Here is a 25,878-nt window from a genome sequence, read left to right as displayed (position 1 = left end):
GAATGTGAAAAAAATGAAAAATAAAGTAGTTTTTGAAAAATTTCTGAAAAAATTAAACTTCTTAGTTGATTCTTTTCTTTTTTAGTATTAACGTAATAGGGTAGTTTTTTTAAGGAGGAAAATCATGTTAGAGAAAACTTTATACAATCAATTATTTTCACGTTCTTTCTCGCTCCCTGTCGAAGTAAATTATTGGGACGGTACAACGAAACAATACGGAGATACGGACACTCCTCCCCAAATCAAAATCAATATCCATGAAGAAATCCCAATGAAAGAGATTACAAGTAACGCTTCTTTGGCACTAGGAGAAGCCTATATGGATCATCGAATCGAGATCGAGGGAAGTATCCAAGCATTAATCAACGATGCTTATCAGCAAGCAAACAGCTTTTTACGAGGAAAAGATTATCTAAAATGGCTGCCAAAGAAAGAAAAACATACGAAACAAAAAAACAAAGAAGATATCCATGCGCATTATGACTTAGGTAACGACTTTTATAAACTTTGGCTAGATCCAACTTTGACTTATTCTTGTGCTTATTTCAACACACCTGAAGATACGTTGGAACAAGCACAAATCAATAAAGTCCATCATATCTTAGACAAACTCTTTATCAAAGAAGGCGAAACGTTGCTTGATATCGGTTGTGGCTGGGGAACATTGATGTTCACTGCTGCCAAAGAGTATAATGTCAAGGCAACTGGGATCACACTAAGTGAAGAACAATACGATTTGATTACCAAAAGAATAAAAGAAGAACATTTAGAAGATAAATGCCGTGTATTATTAATGGATTACCGCGAACTAAAAGGCGAAACGTTTGATCATATCACAAGTGTAGGTATGTTCGAACATGTAGGTTCTGAAAATCTTGAAGGTTATTTCAAAGTGGTAAAAGATTTATTGAAACCAAAAGGAACAGCTTTGATCCATGGAATCAGCCGACAACAAGGCGGTGCGACAAATGCTTGGATCAATAAATATATTTTCCCTGGCGGTTATGTCCCTGGTGTTACTGAATTAGTTGATAATATTACAAAAAACGATTTGCAACTGATTGATTTGGAAAGCTTACGTCGTGACTACCAATTGACATTAGAACATTGGACAAAGAATTTTCATCAAGTCCAAGATCAAGTCACGAAAGAAATGGGTGATTCCTTCTATCGAATGTGGGATCTATATTTACAAGCTTGTGCAGCTTCATTTGAATCAAGTAATATCGATGTGATTCAATATTTGCTTGTTCAACCTGGAAACAATGACATCCCAATGCATCGTGCATAATTGAGGCAAAAGTACTGTTTAAAGACTATTTAAAAAGAAGCTAAGTTTTATGATGCTCCAGAAGTGAACTTTTTTGTCTAACTTCTAGGATTGTCTCTAAAGCTTAGTTTCTTTTTCTTTATATTTTCATAATAAAAATTTGGTTCTTTAATTTTTAAACATGACAGAAAATTTTTTCTTCGTTATACTTGTAATAGAATACTATTTTATAACAAAGGGGATCGAATCAATGAAAAAAACTGTTATTTATACTAGTTTATTTGCAGCTTTGTTTTTAGCTGCTTGTCAATCAAATACCAATCAAGGCACATCTGGGAATACGTCTTCCAGTAGCGAACAGCGCTCTTCACAGGTATCGGACTCCTCAACAAAAGCAAGCACATCTTCGTCTAGCCAGACAAAAAGTTCTAGTGAAGCAAGTACTCAGTCAGATATCAAAGTGTCTGCAGCTCGTGCGATCGAATTGTTCCAAGATAAATACCCAGATACTGCAATTACTAGTTTGGAATTAGATAGTGATTGGGGATCTTACTTCTACAAGATAGAAGGTGTCGATGATCAAAAAGAATACGAAGCAAGAATTGATGCTCAAAATGAAAAAATGGAGACAGAGAATCCAGAAACTCTAGATCGAGATGAACAAAATGGTCAAAAGAAAAAAGAAGATGGTCTGGATGTTGATAAATTGATCACGATTGAGGAAGCAGCAAAAATCGCCATCGACAAAGTAGGAAGCGGTACGGCAACAGATTGGGATTTGGATAAAGATTTAGGTACTACTTATTGGGAAGTCAAAGTAAAAGACGGCAATCAAAGTACATCAGTCAAGATCAATAGCCAAACAGGCGAAGTACTGTCAACTGAACAAGATGATTAAGAATTTCTTCGGAAAACAAGAGTTGATTTTTCTTTTAGTCATGATACACTAGATAAAATAACTTGTTTGAAGGAGCGATTTACTTGAGTTTAGAAACGACCTTTGCCAATCATATCTTTGCCAATCCTTTGATGAATGCATCTGGTGTCCACTGCATGACTACCCAGGAATTAGATGAACTGGCTCATTCAGAAGCAGGAGCATTTATCACTAAGAGCTGTACGATCAATGAACGAAAAGGAAATCCCGAACCACGCTATTTTGATGTTCCTTTAGGGAGTATCAATTCTATGGGACTTCCAAACCTAGGTTTTTCTTATTATCTAGAGTATGCTCTTGCGTATGAAAAAGTGCAGGAAAACCAAAATCAACCGTTATTTTTTTCCATTGCCGGGATGAGTGTCCAGGAAAACTTGGAAATGCTTGAGAAAATAGAAAAAAGTGGGTATAATGGGATCACTGAATTAAATTTATCTTGTCCCAATGTGCCTGGAAAACCACAACTAGCTTACGATTTTGAGGCCACTTATGAAACACTGAAAGAAGTATTCAGTATCTTTTCTAAGCCGCTAGGAATCAAATTGCCTCCTTATTTTGATTTTGCTCATTTTGATCAGATGGCTGATATCTTGAATCAGTTTCCATTGACCTATGTCAATGCTATCAACAGTGTGGGCAATGGTTTGTATATCGATACAGAACAAGAAGCAGTAGTCATCAAACCAAAAGAAGGGTTCGGCGGCATTGGCGGAGAGTATATCAAGCCGACTGCTTTGGCAAATGTTCGCGCTTTTTATACACGTTTGAAACCAGAAATCCAAATCATTGGTACAGGTGGGATTCGGACAGGACAAGATGCATTTGAACATCTGCTATGTGGCGCAAGCATGTTACAGATTGGTACCGAGCTTCATAAAGAAGGGCCGGAAATTTTTTCTAGAATCATAAAAGAATTAACGCAGATTATGTCAGAAAAAGGATATACGTCAATTGACGAATTTAAAGGCAAATTACGCACCATTTCATAGCAAAGAGACGAAGGTCATGATTGATCTTCGTCTTTTTTTATAAAAAACACTCGTCTGTTCATTCCTGTGCAAGCGTACTCATTGTATGTTAGACGAACTTGTGGGAAAATAACAGAGGCAAAAAGGAGGATAATATGAATGATGCAACAGAATTAGCAAAAGAGCTTAAAGAAAAAGAATTTAGTTTTCAAGAACTAGTTACGGATATACAGAAAAAAATAAAGAAGCAAAATCATGAATTGAATGCGTTTGTCGCGCTTGAACCATTCGAGAGTAATTCCCACGAGCTATTGATTCCCCAGTCAGAAAAAGGGCCATTGGCTGGTATCCCATTTCCTTTAAAAATGCTCGGTCAAGAAAAAAAGGGATGGCTAGCTACTTCAGGATCTCGTTTATTTGAAACACACCGAGCTTCTCATACATCTAATTATGTGCGGCAAGCAGAAGCGATAGGTCTAGTTCCTTTTGGACAAACCAATGCGCCAGAGTTTGGTTTCAAAAATATTACAGACCCAGTCATCTATGGCCCAGCAAGAAACCCTTGGAACCTTGAATGTACACCGGGCGGATCAAGTGGAGGAGCTGCTGCTGCAGTTTCATCAGGAATCGTTCCTTTAGCTGGTGCTAGTGATGGCGGTGGTTCTATTAGAATACCCGCTTCGTTTTGCGGATTGATTGGGCTGAAACCTTCACGAGGGACGATGCCAGTTGGTCCATATGCTTGGAGAGGATGGCAAGGAGCTGCTATTGATTTCGGCTTGACAGTTTCTATGAGAGACACGGAGGCTTTATTTTATGGGATGAGAAGTATCCATTCCGGTGCGCCATATCAAGTATCACCAGTTGAGTGGCAAACACATCCAAGAAAAAAACGGTTGAAGATAGCTTTTTGTGTTGATTCACCGATCCATTCACAGATTAGTGAAGAGGCAGTACTTGCTGTAAAAAAAGCTGTAGATTTCCTTGAAAAAGAAGGGCATGATTTGACAGAGATTCCTTACCCACTAGATGGTCGTAAACTGATCACGTCTTATTATCAGATGAATGGCGCAGAAACAGCAGCAATGATCCGCTCGATTGAAACAGGCATCCAGCGAGCTGTCAGAAAAGAAGAACTTGAACCCATTTCTTGGACTTTGTTCCAATATGGTCAGAAGCTCTCTGCCGCTACTTACATCGATTCTCTGCATGTATGGGATGAAGCAGCAATTGTCATGGAAAACCTACATCAAGAATACGATCTATTCCTTTCACCAACGACTGCATTTACCGCCCCTAAAATCAGCGAAGATTTGCAAAGTGATGCGATAAGAGCACAGATGGAACACATCAGTGATTGTTCTGAAGTAGAAGCTTTAGACGTTGTTTCTTCCATGTTTGAGGAGAGCTTGAAGATCACACCTTATACACAGTTGGCTAATCTGACTGGACAACCAGCAATCAGCTTGCCTACTCATTTGACAAAAGAAAACATGCCTCTAGGAATCCAATTTATGGCTGCCAGAGGAAGAGAAGATTTGCTATTTCAAATCGGCTATCTATTTGAAGCAAATCATCAGTTCCATTTACCAAATCCATGGAAATAGCAGAAACAAGGAGAAGAAGAATGAAGAAAAAAAGATTGTTTGCTCTAATAACTAGTGCCTTTTTTATTTTAAGCGCTTGCGGTACAGCTGCCGCTAATCAGGAAGATAACAGCTGGAGTAATGTAGAAAAAAAGAAAGAATTAGTAGTAGCGACTTCTGGCACACTGTTTCCCGCATCTTATTATAATGATCAAAATGAATTAGTTGGTTATGACGTAGATTTGGCAAAAGAGGTGGCTAAACGGTTAAATGTCAAAATCTCCTTTAAAGAATACAACGTGGATGGACAAATCACTTCTGTTTCAAAAGGAGAATCAGATTTTGCTGCGAACGATTTTGGTATCACAAAAGAAAGAGAAAAAAAATTCTCCCTTTCAGAGCCTTTCAAATATTCATTTGACAGTATGATCGTACGAAAAAAAGATGATTCAGGAATCCACTCACTTGAAGATCTTAAAGGGAAAAAAGCAGCTGGCGAACCCAATACTAGCTATATGCGTTTAGCGGAAAAACACGGAGCTAAATTAGTCACATATGACAATGCCACGAATGATCAGTATTTAAGCGATGTAGCAAATGGTCGAACAGATGTTATTCTAAATGATTATTATCTGCAGAAAATGGCTGTATCTGCTTTACCAGATATCCCTGTAAAAATACTGGAGAACGTTTATTTCAATGAAAACGAAAGTGGTTTTTTATTGAAAGAAGGAAATGATGCTCTGAAAAAGAAAATCGATGGCGTATTAAAAGAGATGAAAGAAGATGGGACGACAAAGAAAATATCTGAAAAATATTTTCAAACTGATGTTTCAGTCAAACCGAAAGAAACGATGGCTGAGTCGGTGAGTGAGTGATGTACTTTCCTCTAATTGATTTTTCCCTCATGTGGACTTCGCTTCCTTTCGTACTGCAAGGCTTGGTATACACATTAGGGATTGGCTTCGTGTCGTTTCTTTTAGGAAATTTGGTAGGGTTGCTTTTGACAGTTTTAGGTCTTTTGGATTGGCTGCCTCTGAATGTATTTATTCGTTTTTATTTATCGTTCTTTAGAGGCATTCCCGCACTAGTCCTGCTGTTTCTGTTATATTTCGGGTTACCTTATCAATTAAGTGCCTTAACGGCTTCAGTCATCTGCTTTACGATTACCAGCAGTGCATTTATTGGTGAAATCTATCGAGGATCACTAGCAGGCGTTTCTTCAGGTCAGTGGGACGCTGGTTTAGCTTCTGGTTTTTCTTTCTTTGGGGTATTGAAATATATCGTTTTGCCGCAAGCTTTTCGAATCTCGGTACCGGCACTCAGTAACGTAGCTATGGATCTAGTGAAAGGTACTTCGTTAGCAGCAACAATCACAGTGCCAGAAATATTTCAAAAAGCAAAGATCATAGGCGGTCGGACATTCGATTATTTTTCTCTCTATATTTTAGTTGCACTGATTTATTGGGTCATTTGTATCGGGATCGAAAAAGTGCAACAGTATTTAGAAAAACGTTCTATCCATCAGTCAATCTGAAAAATAGAAATGGTGCTAGCGTGGCTGGCACCATTTCTATTTTTTGTTTCTTGTATATTCTGCCTAGTATTTTAAAACCATTTCATGTAAAATGTAAATCGAAAATATGTTCGGAGGTAGAAAACATGAAGACCCCGCTAACCATCGAAATAGAATCCTCGTTATACCAATATTGCATCGAGCAAGGCGGCTTGGTTGTAGAAGAAGTCACGATGCCTGATGACCAAGGAATTGTAGATACGCTTAGCTGCTTGACAAAATTTGATGGAAGCCGAGAATGGCGATGCTATGAGCTGAAAGTGACAAAAGCAGATTTTCGCTCTACAGCCAAACTGTCATTTGTTGGACATTATAATTATTTTGTTTTACCAAGTAAACTATATGAAGAAGTAAAAACTGAAATCCCTACAGGAATAGGTGTTTTAGTGTATCGTCCGTACACGGTTGAAGAGGAGATGCCTGCCTCTGGTACATTTCTGATTGCGAAAAAAGCAGCAAAGAAAGAGCTTGCTGTACCGGAAGAAGCTTTGACAAACCGCTTCATGGCTTCTTTATTCAGGGAAGTAAGAAAAGCAAAGCAAATGGAGCGAGGCGTAAAATATTTTCCAACAGATCAATTGTACAAAGAATTGAAAAGACGTTCAGAAAATCAAGATCCATTTTCTAACGAACGATATTATGAACGGTTTTTAGAGGAAATAGCTAGTCAGGCAATCAATGAGTTGCAAGAAGAAGTTATCGCGCTTCAGCATGATTATGAATATTTGAGGCAACAACAGCAGATCCGTCGGTTGCCTACAGAGCCATTGGAGTGAAAAATATGTACTATCCTTATTTAAGAGGAAAACAATTTGATCTATTAGCATTAAAAGAAGCACTGTCGCGAGGATTGCTCTCCAATAAAATCCAACCAGTGATCGAACCAGTACGTGATTCCGCTACGCTTAAAAATGTGATCGAATTATTTCAAAAAAAGCACCATCCAATCGCTGTGATCCAAAATCCCCAAGTAGGACAATTCAAATTATTCGATCAGCATGTGCACAGTTGGACAGTCAAAGAAAATAGCTCTGTCGTCCCTGCACAGATCTTAACGCCAGAAAATCTCAGTGAAGTACTGGATTCACCTCCAGCGTTTCTTGTTTTCGATGGACAGCACTACCCAAAAGATACAGAGGTGTGGAAACAGCTGGCAGGAGTTGATTCGAAATTTTTGATACCAGATACTAGTCGCTTTCGCATCTGGCTGCCCGAAAACAAAATTGTGATCCGTGACTCTTTTCAAACGAGAAAGCATGTTGAAAGTTATGCAGATAAAACAGATGACTTTTTTAGTGATGACTATCTTTTTTTCCACGCAGACGGATATATTGGATTTTCTGATTTCACGATCGAAGGTAGCCGTTATTTCGATAAAGGGTTCCCTAGCCGAGCGCTTGCTATCCATCTAACGTATATTGATGCTTACGGCAATATACGCGTGAAACATTTTGTCTCTGACAGTAACGACTCTGCTAAAGACCAAGCATTGAAGTTTCTTGAAGCAGGAGATAAAATGAAAAAATGGATCATGCGTCACCATCATCAACTCTTGATTACTTCAGGAATGATTGAATTATTGGCTCTTTACCAGCAACAAAAATTCCCTGGACTGGGAGTGTTGAAAAAGTGGTCACTTATGCATCATTTGGAACTTATTAGTCACCTGCTAGATCATCCAAAAGATTGGCTTAAATATTATTCAAAAGTTCAGGAACTATATGAAGTGATCCAATGATTAGATAATGTAAATGAAAAAGGAATAGAAAAGAGGAAACTGGATGTATATTCGGCAAACAAGGAAAGAAGAAGTAGAAGAAGTGGTAGAAATCATTAATGCCGCAGCGGATTTCATTGCTTCGCAAGGCTCTCCTCAATGGCAAAACGGGCAGAAACCAACAAAAGAAACGATTTTGAACGATATTGAAAGAAAAGAAAGCTATGTATTAATAGTGGAAGATCAAATTGCTGGAACAGCTGCATTAGTCTCAGGCGTGGATCCCGTTTACACAAAAATAGATGGTAGTTGGAAAGAATCAACTGGTCCTTATTTATCGATTCATCGTGTCGCTTTAGCAGAAAGTACTCGAGGAAAAAAACTAGCAAAACCGTTCTTAGAACATTTGTTGACGATTGCAGCCAGCAAAAATATCCAAGATATCCGTATCGATACTTATCCAGCTAATGAACCGATGGAAAAGACCATCTATTCTGCTGGATTCACTTATCAAGGGATGATTGAATTTCCTTTTGAACACGGCGAAAGAAAAGCATATCAAATAATCATCAATTGACTATAAAATCATCTGAGCAAAGATAAAGACATTAACACTACTGAAAAAAACAATCATATGATAGCCAAGAGGTTGTAACAGAAGTGGCCAGCTTCAAAAAACAAGAAAGAATTTCCGAAAATGCTTCTCAAATTTTTGTGGAATTTTAGCGTATTTTACGAAAAAGCTGCTTTCTGAAACTCCCTTCATCGAGAGGTCGTGACATAGCTTTTGTCACGACCTCTCGGCTTATCCTACGAGTATTATTCGATACATTTATATCAATAATCCTTTTTTTATTTTATCTGCAGCTTCTTGGAACGCTCCATCGTTTGACACGACTAAAAGTGAGGGGATAGCTTTCAAACGTTTCAACTGTGCTAAATCTTCTACATAAACCGCCAGTCTGGCTGAAATCTGTTCAGATGAATCTCCACGTTTTTTCAGGCGCGATTGCAATGTTTCTTTAGAGATCGTAATAAAGATAGGACGGACTACCGTCCCGAAATACTCATATAAATGCCAAAAACCATTTGCTGTCAAAACGGCGTAACAATTTCCTACTGTCAGTTTCTTTTTAATTTCTGCTTTACTGGAACCATATTTATGTTGAGCATATTGGTCCCACTCTGCAAATTCATTTCCCTTGATCATCTGATTGAATGTATTGTCAGAAACAAAATAATAATCCTCTTGATCTTTTTCCCCAGGTCTTGGTGATCGATTCGTGTAAGTAATGATCTTTTGTTCCGGCTGAAAAATAGCTTCTGCGAGTGAAGTTTTTCCAGAACCAGAAGGACCGATAAATACATAGCAATAATTCATTGTCATTTCTCCTTTGATGATTGAACAAGTGAAAAAGCTTTGGAAAATATTTCCAAAGCTTTTAAAAGCAACTTTGCTTTTTTGTATATTATACCAGCAAGCCGGTCACAATAGCACTTAAAAAGCTGACTAAAGTCGCTGTTAGCAAAATTTTCAATCCGTGTTTTGCGACAAGATTTCCTTTTTCTTCATTTAATCCCTTCATCGCACCAGAAATGATCCCGATAGAAGAGAAGTTGGCAAATGAAACGAGGAAGACAGATATAATTGCTGTTGTACGCTCAGTAAAATGGAAATTACCATTTGCTAATTCTGTCATAGCAACAAATTCATTTGTAACCAGTTTAGTCGCCATGATACTACCGGCATCCACTGATTCTTTCCATGGGATTCCGCTGATGAAGGCAAGAGGGGCAAAGATGTAACCTAGGATCTCTTGGAAAGTGATGCCGAATATCCCGTGAAAGATAGCATTGATCATGGCAATCAAAGCAACAAAACCGATAAGCATAGCAGCAACCGTGATCGCCACATGGAAACCATCAAGAATGTATTCTCCCAACATTTGGAAAAATGTCTGTTCTTTGTTTTCTTCAATGATCAGCTCATCTTCTTTTTCTTCTAATACATAGGGATTTACAATTGAAGCCAGAATATAACCGCCAAATAAGTTCAAAACAAGGGCAGTGATCACATATTTAGAATCGATCAGTGCCATATAAGATCCGACGATCGACATAGAAACTGTAGACATAGCCGATACACTCATGGTGAACAAACGTTTCTCAGATAGGAAGGGTAATTCCTTTTTTATGGAAATAAAAACTTCCGATTGTCCTAAAATAGCAGAAGCTACTCCATTATAAGATTCCAATTTGCCCATCCCGTTGATTTTACTTAATCCTAGACCAACAGCTTTCATAAATAATGGAAGAATCTTGATATAGCGTAGAATACCGATAATAGCAGAAATAAATACGATTGGCATCAATACGGAAAGAAAGAAAGGTGCACTTCCTTTATTTGCTACACCGGCAAAAACAAAGTCAACACCTTGCCCAGCAAAAGCAAGAAGGTGATCAAACATTTTTGCCAATACAGAAACAACCGCTGTACCAAAAGTTGTACGTAATAATACGAAACCAAGAACAAGCTGTAAAACGAACATCACAATTAGTGGTTTCAATTTGATTGCTTTTTTATTACTGCTGATCAAAAAAGCAAGCCCTAATGTGACAAATAAACCAATAATACCTAATAAATAACTCAAATAATCACTCCTATTCCAAATTCCGTTTTATTTTACCTGTTTTGCAAATAAAATACTAATCTTTAGTGAAATTTTCATTACTTTTTTAGAGTGAAACGCATTCATTTTCCATTAGAAAATAAAGCGAACAAAATAAAAGGTTCAAAAAGTGTAACGTCTTAGTAAAGTCTATAAAAAACGAAACTATTGATTAAGCTAATAGTTTCGTTTTCAACATTTATAAGTAAACTTTTTCTATTGGTAATATAGATTTTCGGAAGGGTAGACAGGTGCGCAGGTAATATCGATTCCTAGTTTTTTCAATGTTTGTTCATCATTTTTATTGACCATCACAGTAGAGTGGGCTTGGGCTCCCTCAAGTTCAGCTAGTTTATCATAAGCAACTTGAGCGATTGGATTCGTTACTGCACTGATTGATAAAGCGATCAAGACTTCATTGATGCTTAGTGCATCCAAAGAGGAATGAAGTGTCTTTGATTTCAATCCTTGTATTGTTTCAAGAACTAATGGTGACAATAAAGGAATGTCATCTGCGATATGGGCTAAATGTTTTACTGCATTTAAGATAACTGCCGCTGACGCATCCATCAATGAACTTGTACGCCCGGTAATGATGACTTCATCTGGTAATTCGATTGCAATCACAGCAGAAGGATCTTTTGTAGGACTTTGCGCTTGAATCTTATCTGCATAGTCATGGGCAGGGACTACCACGTTTCGGTCTTCAGGACGTAAACCGACTTCTTCCATAATCAATTTGATTCGATTAACTGCTTCTTCATCGATCAATCCTTTTTTGAAGTCGCATTCTGTTTGGAAATAACGACGGATGATTTCTTGTTTAGAGGCTTCTTGGACAACGGTATCATCCACGATCCCAAATCCTACACGATTCACACCCATGTCAGTAGGAGATTGATAAACAGATTCTTTACCAGTAATTTTTTCAATAATACGTTTGATTACAGGAAATGTCTCAACATCCCGATTATAGTTCACAGCTACTTTATTGTAGGCATCAAAGTGGAAGGAATCGATCATATTGACATCTTTTAGATCGACTGTGGCTGCTTCATAAGCAATGTTCAGCGGATGTTTCAACGGAACATTCCATACTGGGAAAGTTTCGAACTTGGAGTAACCAGCTGCATGTCCTTTTTGGCTTTCATGATACAGTTGGTTCAAGCAAGTAGCGAGCTTTCCACTTCCTGGGCCAGGAGCTGTCACTACAACGATTGGTTTAGTTGTTTCAATATACTCATTTTTTCCAAAACCATCTTCTGAGACGATTTTTTCTACGTTGACTGGATAGTCTTCGATTTCTGAGTGTTTATAGACCTTGATGTTTCGTCTTTCTAGTTTATTGATAAAGACTTTCGTGGCAGGCTGTCCACTGTAGCGAGTGATAACAACACTGTTGATTAATAAGCCATAACCACGTAATTCATCGATTAACCGCAAGATATCCATATCATAAGTAATCCCATAATCACCACGGATCTTATTACGTTCAATATCTCCAGCATAGACGCAAATCAGTATTTCAGCTTGATCTTTCAATTTTTGCAGCAATTTGATTTTCGCATCTTCTTCAAATCCTGGAAGTACACGTTTCGCATGCTTGTCGTCAACTAGCTTCCCACCAAATTCTAAATATAATTTGTCATAGTGGTTCACTCGTTCCAAAATATACGCTGACTGCTCTTCAATATATTTTTCTGAATCAAAACCAATTTTTTTCACTAGGTTCCCTCCTTAAGTACTAAAGCATTTTTTCATTTTTTTGAGGATTCGTCAACTGGAAGAGCGAAATTCCTCAAAAAAACAAAGAAAATGGTTTAAACCAACTTGTCTAGATAGTTATTCATTGGTATGATAGTTTTTGATAAGGAAGGTGCTACATGAAAAAAAGACAGAAAAAGAAAAACGCATATAAACACTATATCCGTTCGATTTTTACCGGTTATGAAAGAATGCTTGAAGATCCCGAATTGGAACAATTGACGTTTACTTATCTAAACGAAGAAACGCAGCTAACTCGTGATGAGCATCAGCGCATTCATTTCACAACAAGAGATCTGCCTAGTAAATAAAAAATAAGATAAAGGTCATTGGATTCGATTCTGTCCTATCAGATGGAAAGACTAGTTGATCGAAAAAAAGGCTGTACCAAATTTTGGTGCAGCCTGTTTTATGGAGCATTGCCCGCTCTTTTTTATAACAATTTTTTACAGAAAATGGTACTATTGAAGTATTAATAAGTGAAAAACAGATGAGTAAGAGGAGGCAAGTAGTATGAAAGAGCCAGATACAAATGCAAATTATGAGCCAGACGAACTAGAGGAGACGAACGCGGATCAGGATACAGGACAAGAATCGTCTTCTTTTTACGATATCAAAGAAAAAGCAAGCATGAATCTTTCCCAATTATTAGAAGACTTACAGGCTTTTGAAAAAGCTGTCCGCGAAGAAGATATCCCTGAGATCTACCGTTTATACAATGGCCGATTGAATGAAGAATTAAAAAGAAGCTCAAATGAAAATCACGAGATCGATCAATTGCTGATGCGTAAGATCCATGATCGTTTTTTACAGGAATTTCCTTTTATGGAACAAGTAGAAAGCATCTCGCCAACGATGAGCTATTACAAAATCGGCACTTATTACCATGATCGGCCCACGGTCGGTATTGATGCAAGTCTGCCAGAAATTTTTGTTTTGCCTAAGATCGATGAAGAGTGGGAGAAATATTCCCAACCGGAGTCAACGGACTATGACAAAAAAATCAATGAGCTAGACGCAAAGGTGATCACTGCTCAGACAGAAATTGAACGTTTAGATGAACAAATAAAAGAAATCAATCGACAAATGACTGATTTGAACGACAATAAAGGATTCTTGAATCGTAAAAAAATCGAGGAAGAAATTCAAGAATTAGAGAAGAAGAAGCAAGTACTATCTAATGAAAAATTAGGCTGGCTTCCTTATATTGAGACGCCTGAAACAATCCAGCAGCAAAAAGAAGCATTGAAGCAAGAAGCAAGAGCGGACCAGCTTCGTGCAGCCATCGTAGAAAAAGAACAAAGGCAAATCAGACGCTATTTCGGTAGCAAAGAGGGATTCGGTCAAGCAATCCATGAATTCTTGATGAATTATCTTGGCAATGAGAATCCTAATAATCAATCTAATGAAGGAGGTTCCGAGTATGAATGAACACGATAAAGCAGAATGGACAAAAAATGAAGAACAAACAGAAGATCATGAAGAAACGAACACTTCATTGGAAGAACAAACAAGTAATCCTCTGGATGACACAGAAGAAATCCCTATGCTAGAGGAAACAAAAATACACGAAAAAGAAAAAGTAACTCCGACGAATACGAATACTGCAGAAAACACCCATGCTTACGAAATAACTGAAAATCCCGGGTATTTAGAAGGAAAAGAGCAAGATCATCAAGATATCGTCAGTTTGATTGAAACAGCGGAAGCAGAATTAGCGGATTTACGTATGAGAAAAGATTTGATCGAATCAGATTTTCCACAATTATTAGAATCATATGATCGTTTTATATTGAATGAAGAACCAATCTCCACGATCGGAAAGACAAGCCTGATCGAATACTTCACGTATGAATTACTGAAACCGTTGAATGATATTGGTCTGGAACGGTCAAATTCAGCTTATGACACATGGAAAACAAGACATTTTTCGATCAATTATACGTTGAATGGACAAAACGAATTAGTCTTTTCCTTTGTATTACCGACCATCGATCAACGATACCAAGTGGAATCGATGAGTCTCCTAAACGTATCACCAGAGACAATGGAAATCAATGTCCAAGATGACCGGGTGCTTTCTTTGATCCGACACTGGTCAGTGGATCGAGTATTCTCTGCAGGGCAGATCACGATATTCAATCACAAATTGAATCAATTATTAGCCCATGCAAGAACACTTGGTTTTACCGTTAATCAGACATTACTAGACAATACGAAGCCACTTCGTTTGAATCTTCAGAGCGAATTTGAATTGACGAATGAAGTATTGGATGATATTTTTATCGTGGCAATGAAAAATCCATCCTACGATATGGAAAAGATCAACGAAACTACTTATCAAGTACGATTAGATAAAGGACAGTCTTTAACGATAACAACAAACGAAAAAGATCAAACAGTCTTGTCGATCTCATCTGGAGACTACCCACGATCTGTCATTGATTTCTTTATCAATTACGAATTCTTGGTCCCGTTAATGGTGAGAAAGTCCTGATTGGATAAGTTGGATTACCAGATGTCATTCAGATAATTCTGTTCCAAAGGACTTGCGGCAGTTATCCAGAATAATTGTCACAAGTCTTTTCTGTATGTACTAAATGGACGTGAATAACTTGCTGATGAAGGAGGGATTTCATTAGGAATGTCCACAAATAAAATAGCACAGCTTAGCTTATTGTCTGCTGCTTGTGTAGCAGGTAGGATCGCTTTTCAATTTATTCCGAATTTCCAGCCAATGACTGCTATTTTTTTATTTATAGTACTTTACTTAAGCTTAAAAGATGCGTTAATTGTCATGAGTCTTTCTATTGCAATCAGCAGTTTTTATTTTGGTGTTGGACCATGGGTCATCGGCCAATGGATCAGCTATACTGTTGTTCTGAGTTTGTTTTCAATCGTCTGCTTGAGAAAAACAGTGCAAAGGAATCTATGGTTAAAGGGAGTCTGTTTTTTTCTGGCGGGCATGGTTTACGGAATAGGTATGACCGTTTTTGATACGCTGTTATATCGTTTGCCTCAACCTTGGATCTATTACCTTCAAGGGGTGTCGTTTGATTTGATGCACAGTATAGGCAATGTTGTGTTCTTTCTTGTTTTTCTGCCAGTCGTCAAACGTTTTTACAATCATTCAGGAGGAAAAAATGAAAAAAATAATTTATAGTTTGCTTGCAATGAGTGTCAGTATACTCATTTTGACAAGTTGCAGTACAACCTATACACAATTGGCTTCCAACCAAAAGGAGGAAGTAAAAACATCGCAAAAAGCAACAATCACGTTACAAGAAAATGGTCAAAACTTTTCGGAAAAAGAAGTGGTCTTCAAAAAAGGCGATGATTTACTGAGTATTTTGAAACGAAATTTTGAAGTCGAAGAAGATAACGGCTTCATCACTTCGCTTGAAGGGCACTCACAGGATGAGAAAAATCAACTCTATTGGATGTTTACTGTGGACGGGAAAAGTGCTACTACTGGTGCCAAAGAGATCAAATTGAATGATGGACAATCGGTCATTTTCAATTTGTCTAAACTATAAGTTTCATAAAAAACTGTTAAAGGGCGAATATTGCCATAATTCAGTGAGTTCAGTTGATGAAAGAAGGAAAATAACATGGAAAATTTTAAAAAAAGCGGAATGTTTTCCGTAATTGCTGCTCTAGGGGCTAATATTCTAGTGGCTATCAGCAAATTTGTCGGCTATGCAATCAGTGGCAGTGCCGCCATGCTAAACGAAAGCATCCACAGTATCGTTGATTGCAGCAATCAGATTTTGCTGTTATTCGGTGATAAACAAGCCAATAAAGGACAGAGCGAGTTGCATCAATTTGGTGAAGGACGAGCAAAATACTTTTTCAGTACAATCGTCGCAATGATGCTTTTCTTCGGCGGTGGGGCACTTGGGGTGATGGAAGCTTTTGAAAAGTTGACGCATCCATCCCATGAAGTGGGTAATCCGATCATTGTTATAGCAATACTGTTATTTGGTTTGGTAATCGAAGGAAGTTCGTTACGCGTGGCAATGAAAGAAATCAAAGAATTGAATACTGAAAAACTTTCCACGATGCGCTTTTTGCGCGAAAGTCGACACAGTGAAATACTGATTATTTTTACGGAAGACTTGTGTGCTGTAATCGGTTTGGTCTTGGCTTTAGCAGGAACAATATTGACTTATGCAACCGGGATTGCTGCATTTGATGCGATCAGCGGATTGCTGATCGGTTTCTTGCTGATGGGAGCCGCCATTTTCCTAGCAAAAGAATTTTATAGTCTGATCATCGGTGAAAGCGTGACAGCAAGCGATTTGTCAAAAATCAAGTTAGCCTTTGAACGACCTGAAATCAGTCGGCTAATTGATATCAAAACAGTTCATTTAAGTCCAACGGAGATTTTAGTTGCAGCAAAAGCAGATATCGTTGGTAACAAAGAGAATGAAGCTTACTCGGTCATCAACGATATTGAAAAAAATATGCGTCAGTCTCTTCCTGACAAGAAGATGTATATATACATTGAAACAGATAAATATGACCCAAATTATTCTCGTAAATAAAACGTTTATTCATGAATTGAAGCAAAAATGAGAAAAATATAATCTTGTTTTTAAATAAAACGGCTACAATTTAGCGAATTTATGTTACAATGAGTCCGCTGTTTATTTGTTGTAATTAAAGGAGATATTTTAATGAACAAAAAGAAAAGTGCGCCATGGCTTCAAGCTTTGCATGCAGTGATGCCACTTTGTATAAGCTATATACCAGTAGGATTAGCTTGCGGAGTATTGTTGCAAAAAGTTGGATTTGATCCTCTCTTATCAGGACTGTTATCGATTCTGGTCTTTTCCGGTGGCGCGCAGTTTTTAGTTGCATCTATGCTTACGACGCAAGCATCATTTGCAACGACATTATTGATGGTTTTCTTTTTAGAATTACGCTATACATTATTAGGAGCAAGTCTTGCCGGTTTTATGAAAAAAGAAAAGCGGACGTTTTTGGCTGTCTTTTCTCAATCACTGAATGATGAAAACTATGCGGTGAACTACTTAAAGTTTTCAACTGACCCTTCCTGGAATAAAAGAAAGGCTTTATATGTCAATTGGTTCTCAATGACTGCATGGGCCGGTAGCAATATGATCGGTAATTTTTTCGGCTCGGTGATTCGAGTAGATGCTGACCTTGTCCATTTTGCTTTGACGGCCATGTTCATTTTCATGTTTATCATGCAGATGAAAAGCGCACTACTGATCTTTACAGGTTTATTCTCAGGCGTATTAGGGGTCGTATTCATGGTATTATTCCAAAATACTTTCGGATTGATTGCAGCAACAGTCATTGCTTCATTTGCCGGATTTATGCTGGAGAAGGCATTCAAAAAAGAAAAAGCTAAGAAACTAAGAGACCGCGGTAAAGATGTCAATGAGCCGCTCTTCAACTTCCCGGAACAGGAGGCCAATCACCATGACTAAACTATATTTGCTACTTTTAGTTGCTTGTCTGTTCATCGTGGCATATATCCCGCGCTTGTTCCCGATGCTTTATTTTACTCATCGAAAAGTGCCATCCTGGTTCAGTGACTGGATGAAATATGTACCGGTGGCATTATTTGCGGCGTTAGCTTTTAAAGATGTTTTCATTACTCACGAACATCTGGATATTGCTTGGAATATCAAAATAGCTGCAATGATTCTAGTAGCAGGCGTGGCTTACAAAACACGTTCGATGGCGTTGTCAGTTTTGACAGGACTTGCGTCTGTCTTTTTGCTGTCTATGCTTTAAACTGTTTTATTTTATTAAAAACAGAGATTGCGACATAAGTTGTTCAAACTGATCTATCCGAACTGCATTTGCAACAGTCAATTCTGGATGCAAGTTTATTCGTAGGGATAAAAAAGATTAGTGTTGGCTTATGATGCAAGCTCTTTTTTATTTTAGGAATTAGAGAGGGATTTGTCCTTCTATGATTTTTTGCTATAATAGGGAAGATGTTTATTTTATGAAAGAATAGTTGAGGGAATTTAAATGAATAAAAAATTGATGCAAGGAACATTTTGGCTAACCTTTGCTAATCTTCTATGTAAAGTTTTAGGGGTAGTCTATTTGATTCCCTGGCTAAGTATGATGGGGAACAATCAAGATGGTATGCTTGCTACGACATTGTATAATGTTGGCTATCTTCCTTATGGATTGTTCCTGATGCTTGGTACAGTCGGATTTCCAAATGCGATTGCAAAAAAAGTAGCTGTAGCCACAAAAGAAGGAGATAACGCTGCTTGTCGGCTGATTTTTAGAAGTACGATCAATATCATGTTTGTCATCGGTATCGCCTCTGCTGCACTGATGTATTTATTTGCTCCTTTACTAGCCGGAATCAGTCCGATTGCTAACGTTAATAATGGGATACTAGCTATCCGAAGTTTATGCCCATCTTTGATTGCTATCCCAATTCTTAGTGCAATGAGAGGATATTTCCAAGGAAAAAATGATCTGCGCCCTTATGGAACTTCTTTGATTATCGAACAGGCTGTGCGAGTGATCGTTATCTTGGCTGGTACTTATTACTTGCGCGTATTGACTGACGGAACCATATTAGAAGCTGTATTGATCAGTACAGTCGCTTCTTTCTTCGGTGGGTTAGCTGCGATTATCCATATGTATATCGTCGGACGCAGAAAAGACTTCTTCGAACTTAAAGATTTTTTGATTTCCAGCCGTTATTTCGAAAGAGAAAACCGATCTGCCTCTGTCTCTATCATTCGGGAAACACTACCGTTTATTTTTGTCGGCTCAGTCATTACTATCGTTCAAATGATCGACCAAGTAACGATGAAACCACTGCTTCACTTTTTCCGTCCAGAGATCGCAGATCAGCAACTGGAATTCTTATTCAGCCGTGCTTCTGTCAATCCAAATAAATTGACATTGATCCTGATCTCCATGGTAGGAACAGTAGCTATAAGCAGCTTGCCAATATTAAGCACGATGAAGAAAAAAGATCGGATACAAATCGAAAAAACAGTAGGAGATAGTTTTTCGATTGCGTTATTGATTCTTCTTCCTTCATTGACTGGAATGTCTTTATTAGCTGGACCACTATACACATTGTTTTTTGGCTATGATCCTGAAAGTGTCGGATATTTCCAAATGGCTTTGCTAGCTTCTTTGTTTTTCTCTTTATTCACGATCCTATCTACGATGCTTCAATCTTTGAATCACCATCGTTTTGCGATCCGATTAACTGTAGAAGCAATTATCCTGAAAGTCATCTTCCAAGTAATCGGATTAGGATTAGTTGGCGGATACGGGATGAGCTTATCAAATGGCTTAGCATTCGGTATTGTCTTTGTTCGCGGCTATCACTTTATGTGCAAAGAATACCGAATAGCACCTTTAGCAAAGATCAGCAATTTTTTCTTAAAAACTTTCCGCTCCACCCTGATTATGCTTGCAGTATGTTTTGCCGTTTTCTTTTTGCTGAATCAGCGATTGTCAATGGAATCAAAAAGCTATGCAATGATTTATTGTGTGGCTGTAGGAAGTATTGGCGGCTTAGTATTTTTATTTTCTCAATTCGGAAAAAATGGGTTTCGAATGTTGAAAAATGTTAAACATCATAGCAGAAGCAAAGAATAGGTTAACTAATCGTTTTTTGCTGTCACTTGAAAAACGGCAACTCGTATGATTACGCTTGTCGTTTTTCTATTTTCCAATTTTAGTTTCATATCTAATCTTACTTATGATATAGTTATAAGGTCTGGAAAAATTCTTTGAAACGAGGAAATTAAACACATGAAACTTGCAGTAGTTACAGATAGTTCGGCATATCTGCCGGAACGTATCAAGAACCATCCCGACTTATTCGTTATTCCAATCCCTTTGATTATGGATGGGAAAATTTATAACGAAGGAATCGATATCGAAGCGGATGAATATTATGGACTTTTAAAAAACAGTAAAGATTTTCCTACTACTTCACAACCTGTCGTAGGGGAAGTTTTGGGTTTATATGAGGAATTGAAAGAGAAAGGGTATGACACGATTTTAAGTATCCATCTTTCTTCAGGGATTTCTGGCTTTGTCAACACATTATTTGCGATGAAAGATGACATCAGCGGAGTAACGGTCATTCCTTATGACTCTAAGATCACTAGTATGCCGATGGGACACATGGTAGAAGCTGCCTTAGACTTAAATGATGAAGGTCAGTCCCTTGATGAAATACTTGCACATATCGATCGAATCCGAGATAATACCTACGCTTATCTGATTGTAGATGATTTGAACAATTTAGTACGAGGAGGACGTTTGACAAATGGTGCAGCGCTGATTGGCAGCTTATTAAAAATCAAACCGATCCTGACATTTTCTGAAGGGAAAATTGTTTTATTCGAAAAAATCCGTTCAAGTAAAAAAGCATTTGCTCGAGCTGAAGAAATTATTGGTAGAAGAAATAACGAAATACAACCGCCAGTCAAACTTTACGTGATACATGCAAATAATTTAGAAGTAGCGATTGCGGAGAAAGAGAAATTGCAGAAAAAATATCCAAATGCAGAAATCGAAATTGGTCATTTCGGACCAGTCATTGGTACACATTTAGGTGAAAAAGCCATCGGCATTGCCATTTCAGCGCAATAATTCCTTTTATTCAAAAAACATACCAAAAATATTCCAACATCATCTTGGACTTTCTACATGTTACTAATGAGCGTGTAAAAGAACGAGATGGTGTTTTTATTTCTATCAATGAAGCTCTTTTTCTTTGCAATCCTCACTTCAATCCTCTATAATGTCGCATATAGTTTAGTAAATGAGTAAACTACTAATTTACTTATTTACTAAAAATAAAAGGATGAGGAGTTAAAATAATGGAAATACCAACAAATTTAAAACATAAACCAGTAATCGTTGTAGAAGACTATGATAAAGTTGATGGAAGAAATGCATTAAATACGGATGCAAAAGGGCTTTCACTGGGCCTTGCTCAGTGGAATGATCGTGGAAAAGTCGATATCTCAGGCAAGGTATGGCGACATACTGGAGAAAAATGGTCACGACAGTCGGAAGAATTACCAATCACACGTATTTTAGATTTAGCGATCTTAGCTGCGCAAGGAAGTTTATACTTCCAAGATGCTTATCGTTATGAAAAATTTTATGATCCAGAAAATCCAGTCGTAGACATCATTGGATTACAAGGGAACCGAATGACGGTAGAAGTAGATACCAAAAATCCAAAGATCGATGAAGACATCATTTTGTATTACGATACACTACAAAAAGACGGAGAACTGATTGGGGAACGATTCCGTATTTTAAAACGTCTTTTAGATGAGCTAGGATATTAATAGACAGAGATGATCAAAAGGGGAAGAGAAGCATGGAGAATTTCTCACTAACAGAAAACCGAACCTTTTCACGGCTAGAAAAGCAAATGATCTGGAAGAAACCGAAAAGCCATCGGACAAGTGCAGAAGAATGGCGGATCGCCTCCGAAATCAAAGGGAATTGGCAAGATCCTGAAATGAAAATCAGTAACGTACTTTTGGAAGGAGATGCCGGGTCGGGGAAGACACAATTAGCCAAAGCACTATCTGCTGATCTGCAACTTCCCTATACAAAAGTGACCTGTTTTGCAGATATGGACAAATCAGATGTTTTCGGAGCCTTATTACCTGTAGTAGATTCTAATAAGGAACAAGACCAAGAATTACTAGAAGCTATTTACCAAACAGATACACTTGAAGCTGTACTGACACTGATCCAGAACCATTACGGCATTGATCCTTTTTCTGCTAAAGAAAAATTAGCAGAGCTAGTTCAAAGGATCGAAGCTGATTATCCAGATGCAATCCATTACAGCTATTACCCTTCTGAAATCGTTCGAGCGATTGAAAAAGGATATTTATTAGAGATTCAAGAGCCGACTGTCATCCGAGATGCCTCTGTTCTTGTGGCACTTAACTCAGCGCTCGAACCAAATGGGATGTTGAATTTACCGACAGGAATCATTCGTCGCCATCCAGATTGCGTCATTGTGATCACTACAAATCGAAATTACCAAGGAAATCGCCCATTAAATGAATCTTTAAGAGATCGGATGCAACATGCGGAAAAAATGGATCTTCCTGCCTTAGAAGTCATGGCAGAACGTGCGATGGCGAAAACTATGATCCAAAAACAAGAACTTCTCTTAAAGATGGCAGAGATTATCCGTTTGTTGGATGAAACTGCAAAAGCTAACGCCATCAAAGGTGTAGCAGGAATGCGTTCTTATTTTTATTGGGCAAATACCTATAAGCAAGGACAAGATTTACTCCAGTCGATTTATCCAAAAGTTTTGTATAAATTATCCACTGATTCAGATGAATTGGCAATTCTTGAACAAGCTTTGTCTGACAGTGGATTGCTACTGGAACTTCAGGACATATTGAGAAAAGAAAAATGGGGTCATCCTCAATCTGAGCATACAAAAGGAAGAACCATTAGCGCCGAAGAAGCAAATGAACGAAACATCACTGAAAATGCTGAAGAAATTCTGCGCTTAGATGAAAAGAAATCGTTGTCTGCTGAAGAACCAAATGAGGGAGAAGAGAAACAAGAAGAAACAATAGAAAAAAACGAGATTCCTCCTCAAATGCAAAAAGAACGCAGTAGCGATATCGAAGGAAAAAATCAAAAAGAACAACAAACAGGAGATGATTCTCAAGAAATGTCTGCTTCTGACATGGAAGCACATGATAAGGAAATCAAGAAGCAACTGAATAAAGAAGCGCGACAAATCATGAAGGAAACGATTCATGAAAAAGAAGGTCTCATCGTTCACCGACCAGCTTTCCAAGGAAAAACGCCGGAAGCACGTGAGCTACACATGCAAGTAATGCCAATAGTAGAATCACTTAGCCGGCAAATTTTAGAGTTACTGGATAATGAACAAACAGAGACGTACCAAAAAGGAAAATACGAAGGTCAGCGGTTCAATGCAAGCAAAGTAGCATATGGTGATTTGAGAAATTTTGACAAAAAGAACCCGCCACATGAGCAACCTTCTTTAGCGGTAGCTGTACGGATCGATGAATCTGGGTCAATGATACGGGATGATCGGATCGAAGCGGCAAAAAAAGCAGCGATTGCCATTGCCGAATTTTCTAAGAAAGTCGATATCCCATTGTTGATTTACGGAGATACAGCAGACCGTTCGTCAAGAGAAAAGACTTCTTTGTTTTCTTATAAAGAATTTGAAGACGGATTTCAATGGTTAAATGAAAAATTAGTCACTATGAAACCAAGGCAAAACAATCGTGATGGTGCGGCACTTCGTTTAGCAGCAGAAAAATTAAACAGACAATCCGCAACAACCAAACTGTTGCTTAATATTAGTGACGGTCAGCCAAAAGCGTTGCCGGATTATACAGGCAAAAAAGCAAAAGAAGATATCCAGTCTGTTTTGAAAGAATATGAGCGTCAAGGAATCTTATTTGTCTCCGCAGCTATTGGCCAAGACAAAGAAGAAATCAAGTCAATCTACGGTGAAAGTCGTTTTGTAGATATTACTGACTTGAATGAATTTCCCAAGCAAATGATTCAACTGATTGCCCGCTATCTATGATAAAATAAAGCTCAACGAACGCACTTAGCAGATTCGTTGAGCTTTTCGTTTCTAGTTACCGGTAACAAGGATACTTCTAAAATAGAATCGGTTATAATCAAGAGGGACCGTTAAAGGAGTGAAACGATATGATACAAGAACAAAAATGGTGGAAAGAAGCAGTAGGCTATCAAATCTATCCTGCTAGTTTCAAAGATAGCAACGGCGATGGTCAAGGAGACATCAATGGGATCCGTGAAAAACTTAATTATTTGAAAGATCTTGGTATCGGCTTTATCTGGATCAATCCGATCTATCAATCTCCATTTGTCGATAATGGTTATGACGTAAGTGACTATCAAGATATAGAAGAGAGATTCGGAACGATGGAAGATTTTGATTTATTGCTAAAAGAAGCACATGAATTAGGGATCAAAGTGATTATGGATCTTGTCATCAACCATAGTTCGGATCAGCATCAATGGTTTGAAGAATCGAAAAAATCTAAAGAAAGCCCGTATCGCGATTATTACATTTGGGTCGACGGGGTAGATGGCAAAGAACCGAATAATTGGACATCGATTTTCGGCGGTTCTGCTTGGGAGTATTCTCATGAAACTGGACAGTATTATCTGCATGTTTTTGCAAAAGAACAACCAGACTTAAATTGGGAAAGCGAGAAATTGAAAGAAGAACTATTCAATATGATCCGATGGTGGTTGGATAAAGGGATAGATGGATTTCGTTTAGATGCGATTTCTCATGTAAAAAAAGATGAATATTCAGTAAAAGCCACAGAGAACCCTTTCTCACCCTTTCAAAATGTCTCAGGAATCGAAGAACATTTGACCGATTTGAAACATGTTTTTGAAGAGTACGATATCATGACTGTCGGAGAAGCAAGTGGTGTCACTGCAGAAGAAGGACCACAATGGGTAGGGAAAGACGGTTATTTCGATATGATATTCGAATTTGATCATATCCATATCTGGCAGCAAGAAAAAGAAGGGCAATTAGATGTCCTTAAATTGAAACATGCATTAAGCGCTTGGCAAACTTCATTGGATGGTATCGGATGGAACGCTTTATATATGGAAAACCATGATGTTCCTCGTGCCGTTTCAGTGTTTGGAGATACTCGTCCCGAGTTTTGGGCTATGTCTGCAAAAGCAATCGCTATGATGTATTTCTTTTTGCAAGGTACGCCATTTATTTATCAAGGACAGGAAATCGGAATGACGAATATGCCCTTTGAATCGATCGATCAAGTTGATGCAGTAGATTCGAAAAGACTTTATAAAAGGCTGCTTGCGGAAGGTAAGACAAGAGAAGAAGCATTGGATATCATTCGTGAAACAACGAGAGACAACAGCAGGACACCCATGCAATGGACTTCGGAACAATATGCTGGTTTTTCTACACATGAACCTTGGCTGATCACTAATCCAAATACCAAAACGATCAATGTAGAACAACAAGAATATGAACCAGAGTCGGTCCTGCAATTCTATAAGAACATGATCCGCATTAGACAAACCAATAAAGGTCTGATATACGGTTCTTATAAAGAATATCTTCATGAACATCCACAACTTTATGTCTATGAAAGATATTTAGAAGATGAACAATATCTTATTATGGTAAACTTAACAGAATCACTTGCTGACTATGAACTTCCAAAAGAAGCAGATCAGTCCTGGACATTACTCTTGTCAAATTCCTCTAGCGGAGAATTTGAAGCTAAAGGCATACTAGCACCTTATGAAGCTCGGTTATATAAAACAAACAAGTAAAACTTCCTCGTTAAAGTTCA

Annotated in this window: 25 protein-coding genes; 22 read left to right on the top strand and 3 right to left on the bottom strand. The window is 37.9% G+C overall.

Annotation, left to right across the window (positions count from 1 at the left end):
* Positions 1-124: 124 nt before the first annotated feature.
* From IGL15_RS07290 to IGL15_RS07250, 9 genes are all read left to right on the top strand, one after another.
* Positions 125-1,291, top strand: a complete 1,167-nt coding sequence (locus tag IGL15_RS07290; protein WP_002324076.1) for an SAM-dependent methyltransferase — start codon at positions 125-127, stop codon at positions 1,289-1,291.
* Between the two features lie 229 nt (positions 1,292-1,520).
* Complete coding sequence (locus IGL15_RS07285) at positions 1,521-2,168, top strand: PepSY domain-containing protein (RefSeq protein ID WP_104765515.1); 648 nt, start codon at positions 1,521-1,523, stop codon at positions 2,166-2,168.
* Positions 2,169-2,251: 83 nt separating this feature from the next.
* Positions 2,252-3,196, top strand: a complete 945-nt coding sequence (locus tag IGL15_RS07280) for a dihydroorotate oxidase (RefSeq protein WP_104765516.1) — start codon at positions 2,252-2,254, stop codon at positions 3,194-3,196.
* Positions 3,197-3,330: 134 nt separating this feature from the next.
* The gene (locus IGL15_RS07275) at positions 3,331-4,782 is read left to right on the top strand and encodes an amidase (RefSeq protein WP_047929393.1); all 1,452 of its coding nucleotides are present in this window, start codon (positions 3,331-3,333) and stop codon (positions 4,780-4,782) included.
* A 20-nt stretch (positions 4,783-4,802) separates the two neighbouring features.
* The gene (locus tag IGL15_RS07270) at positions 4,803-5,639 is read left to right on the top strand and encodes a transporter substrate-binding domain-containing protein (RefSeq protein ID WP_002298445.1); all 837 of its coding nucleotides are present in this window, start codon (positions 4,803-4,805) and stop codon (positions 5,637-5,639) included.
* Positions 5,639-6,298: an amino acid ABC transporter permease gene (locus tag IGL15_RS07265; RefSeq protein ID WP_002321153.1), complete on the top strand. Its 660-nt coding sequence runs from the start codon at positions 5,639-5,641 to the stop codon at positions 6,296-6,298. Before IGL15_RS07270 ends, IGL15_RS07265 begins: the two co-directional genes overlap by 1 nt.
* Before the next feature lie 125 nt (positions 6,299-6,423).
* Positions 6,424-7,113 carry a hypothetical protein gene (locus IGL15_RS07260; protein WP_002298443.1) on the top strand — a complete coding sequence of 230 codons (690 nt, stop codon included), beginning with the start codon at positions 6,424-6,426 and terminating at the stop codon, positions 7,111-7,113.
* 5 nt (positions 7,114-7,118) lie between these two features.
* Entirely contained in the window at positions 7,119-8,075 is a 957-nt protein-coding gene (locus tag IGL15_RS07255; protein ID WP_002295913.1) for a sce7725 family protein, read from the top strand.
* 43 nt (positions 8,076-8,118) lie between these two features.
* Entirely contained in the window at positions 8,119-8,631 is a 513-nt protein-coding gene (locus IGL15_RS07250; protein WP_002295912.1) for a GNAT family N-acetyltransferase, read from the top strand.
* A gap of 255 nt (positions 8,632-8,886) precedes the next feature.
* Here the strand turns inward: IGL15_RS07250 and IGL15_RS07245 are convergent, their stop codons facing one another.
* The 3 genes from IGL15_RS07245 to IGL15_RS07235 all read right to left on the bottom strand — a co-directional run bounded on the left by IGL15_RS07245 (position 8,887) and on the right by IGL15_RS07235 (position 12,448).
* Positions 8,887-9,435 carry a guanylate kinase gene (locus IGL15_RS07245; RefSeq protein ID WP_002295911.1) on the bottom strand — a complete coding sequence of 183 codons (549 nt, stop codon included), beginning with the start codon at positions 9,433-9,435 and terminating at the stop codon, positions 8,887-8,889.
* 88 nt (positions 9,436-9,523) lie between these two features.
* Positions 9,524-10,705: a NupC/NupG family nucleoside CNT transporter gene (locus tag IGL15_RS07240; RefSeq protein WP_104765517.1), complete on the bottom strand. Its 1,182-nt coding sequence runs from the start codon at positions 10,703-10,705 to the stop codon at positions 9,524-9,526.
* Between the two features lie 234 nt (positions 10,706-10,939).
* Positions 10,940-12,448, bottom strand: coding sequence for a DUF1846 domain-containing protein (locus IGL15_RS07235; protein ID WP_002295908.1), 1,509 nt, complete (start codon positions 12,446-12,448; stop codon positions 10,940-10,942).
* 158 nt (positions 12,449-12,606) lie between these two features.
* Between IGL15_RS07235 and IGL15_RS07230 the strand changes: the two genes are divergently transcribed.
* From IGL15_RS07230 to IGL15_RS07170, 13 genes are all read left to right on the top strand, one after another.
* Positions 12,607-12,798: a hypothetical protein gene (locus IGL15_RS07230; protein WP_002295907.1), complete on the top strand. Its 192-nt coding sequence runs from the start codon at positions 12,607-12,609 to the stop codon at positions 12,796-12,798.
* 202 nt (positions 12,799-13,000) lie between these two features.
* Entirely contained in the window at positions 13,001-13,918 is a 918-nt protein-coding gene (locus tag IGL15_RS07225; protein WP_002298438.1) for a coiled-coil domain-containing protein, read from the top strand.
* Positions 13,911-14,984 carry a hypothetical protein gene (locus tag IGL15_RS07220; RefSeq protein ID WP_104765518.1) on the top strand — a complete coding sequence of 358 codons (1,074 nt, stop codon included), beginning with the start codon at positions 13,911-13,913 and terminating at the stop codon, positions 14,982-14,984. Before IGL15_RS07225 ends, IGL15_RS07220 begins: the two co-directional genes overlap by 8 nt.
* Before the next feature lie 147 nt (positions 14,985-15,131).
* On the top strand, positions 15,132-15,650 hold the full coding sequence (locus IGL15_RS07215; RefSeq protein WP_002295904.1) for a membrane protein: 519 nt from the start codon (positions 15,132-15,134) through the stop codon (positions 15,648-15,650).
* Entirely contained in the window at positions 15,631-16,023 is a 393-nt protein-coding gene (locus IGL15_RS07210; RefSeq protein WP_002302017.1) for a DUF4430 domain-containing protein, read from the top strand. Before IGL15_RS07215 ends, IGL15_RS07210 begins: the two co-directional genes overlap by 20 nt.
* Before the next feature lie 75 nt (positions 16,024-16,098).
* A complete protein-coding gene (locus tag IGL15_RS07205) occupies positions 16,099-17,034 on the top strand; it encodes a cation diffusion facilitator family transporter (RefSeq protein WP_002295900.1) in 936 nt (311 codons plus the stop codon).
* Between the two features lie 132 nt (positions 17,035-17,166).
* A complete protein-coding gene (locus IGL15_RS07200; RefSeq protein WP_002295898.1) occupies positions 17,167-17,946 on the top strand; it encodes an AzlC family ABC transporter permease in 780 nt (259 codons plus the stop codon).
* Positions 17,939-18,256, top strand: coding sequence for an AzlD domain-containing protein (locus tag IGL15_RS07195; protein ID WP_002295896.1), 318 nt, complete (start codon positions 17,939-17,941; stop codon positions 18,254-18,256). The genes IGL15_RS07200 and IGL15_RS07195 overlap by 8 nt, the downstream gene beginning before the upstream one ends.
* A 243-nt stretch (positions 18,257-18,499) precedes the next feature.
* Positions 18,500-20,110, top strand: a complete 1,611-nt coding sequence (locus IGL15_RS07190; protein ID WP_002286080.1) for a polysaccharide biosynthesis protein — start codon at positions 18,500-18,502, stop codon at positions 20,108-20,110.
* A gap of 156 nt (positions 20,111-20,266) precedes the next feature.
* On the top strand, positions 20,267-21,115 hold the full coding sequence (locus IGL15_RS07185) for a DegV family protein (protein WP_002286075.1): 849 nt from the start codon (positions 20,267-20,269) through the stop codon (positions 21,113-21,115).
* Positions 21,116-21,345: 230 nt separating this feature from the next.
* Positions 21,346-21,825: a DUF6530 family protein gene (locus tag IGL15_RS07180; protein WP_002286073.1), complete on the top strand. Its 480-nt coding sequence runs from the start codon at positions 21,346-21,348 to the stop codon at positions 21,823-21,825.
* 32 nt (positions 21,826-21,857) lie between these two features.
* Positions 21,858-24,086: an AAA family ATPase gene (locus IGL15_RS07175; RefSeq protein ID WP_002286072.1), complete on the top strand. Its 2,229-nt coding sequence runs from the start codon at positions 21,858-21,860 to the stop codon at positions 24,084-24,086.
* A gap of 128 nt (positions 24,087-24,214) precedes the next feature.
* The gene (locus IGL15_RS07170; protein ID WP_010724069.1) at positions 24,215-25,858 is read left to right on the top strand and encodes a glycoside hydrolase family 13 protein; all 1,644 of its coding nucleotides are present in this window, start codon (positions 24,215-24,217) and stop codon (positions 25,856-25,858) included.
* The last annotated feature ends 20 nt before the right edge of the window (positions 25,859-25,878 follow it).

Source organism: Enterococcus sp. DIV0436a (assembly GCF_051711605.1).
GTDB classification, from domain to species: domain Bacteria; phylum Bacillota; class Bacilli; order Lactobacillales; family Enterococcaceae; genus Enterococcus_B; species Enterococcus_B faecium.
The sequence above is the reverse complement of the archived record's forward strand: the minus strand, read 5'-3'. Positions and strand labels throughout refer to the sequence as shown.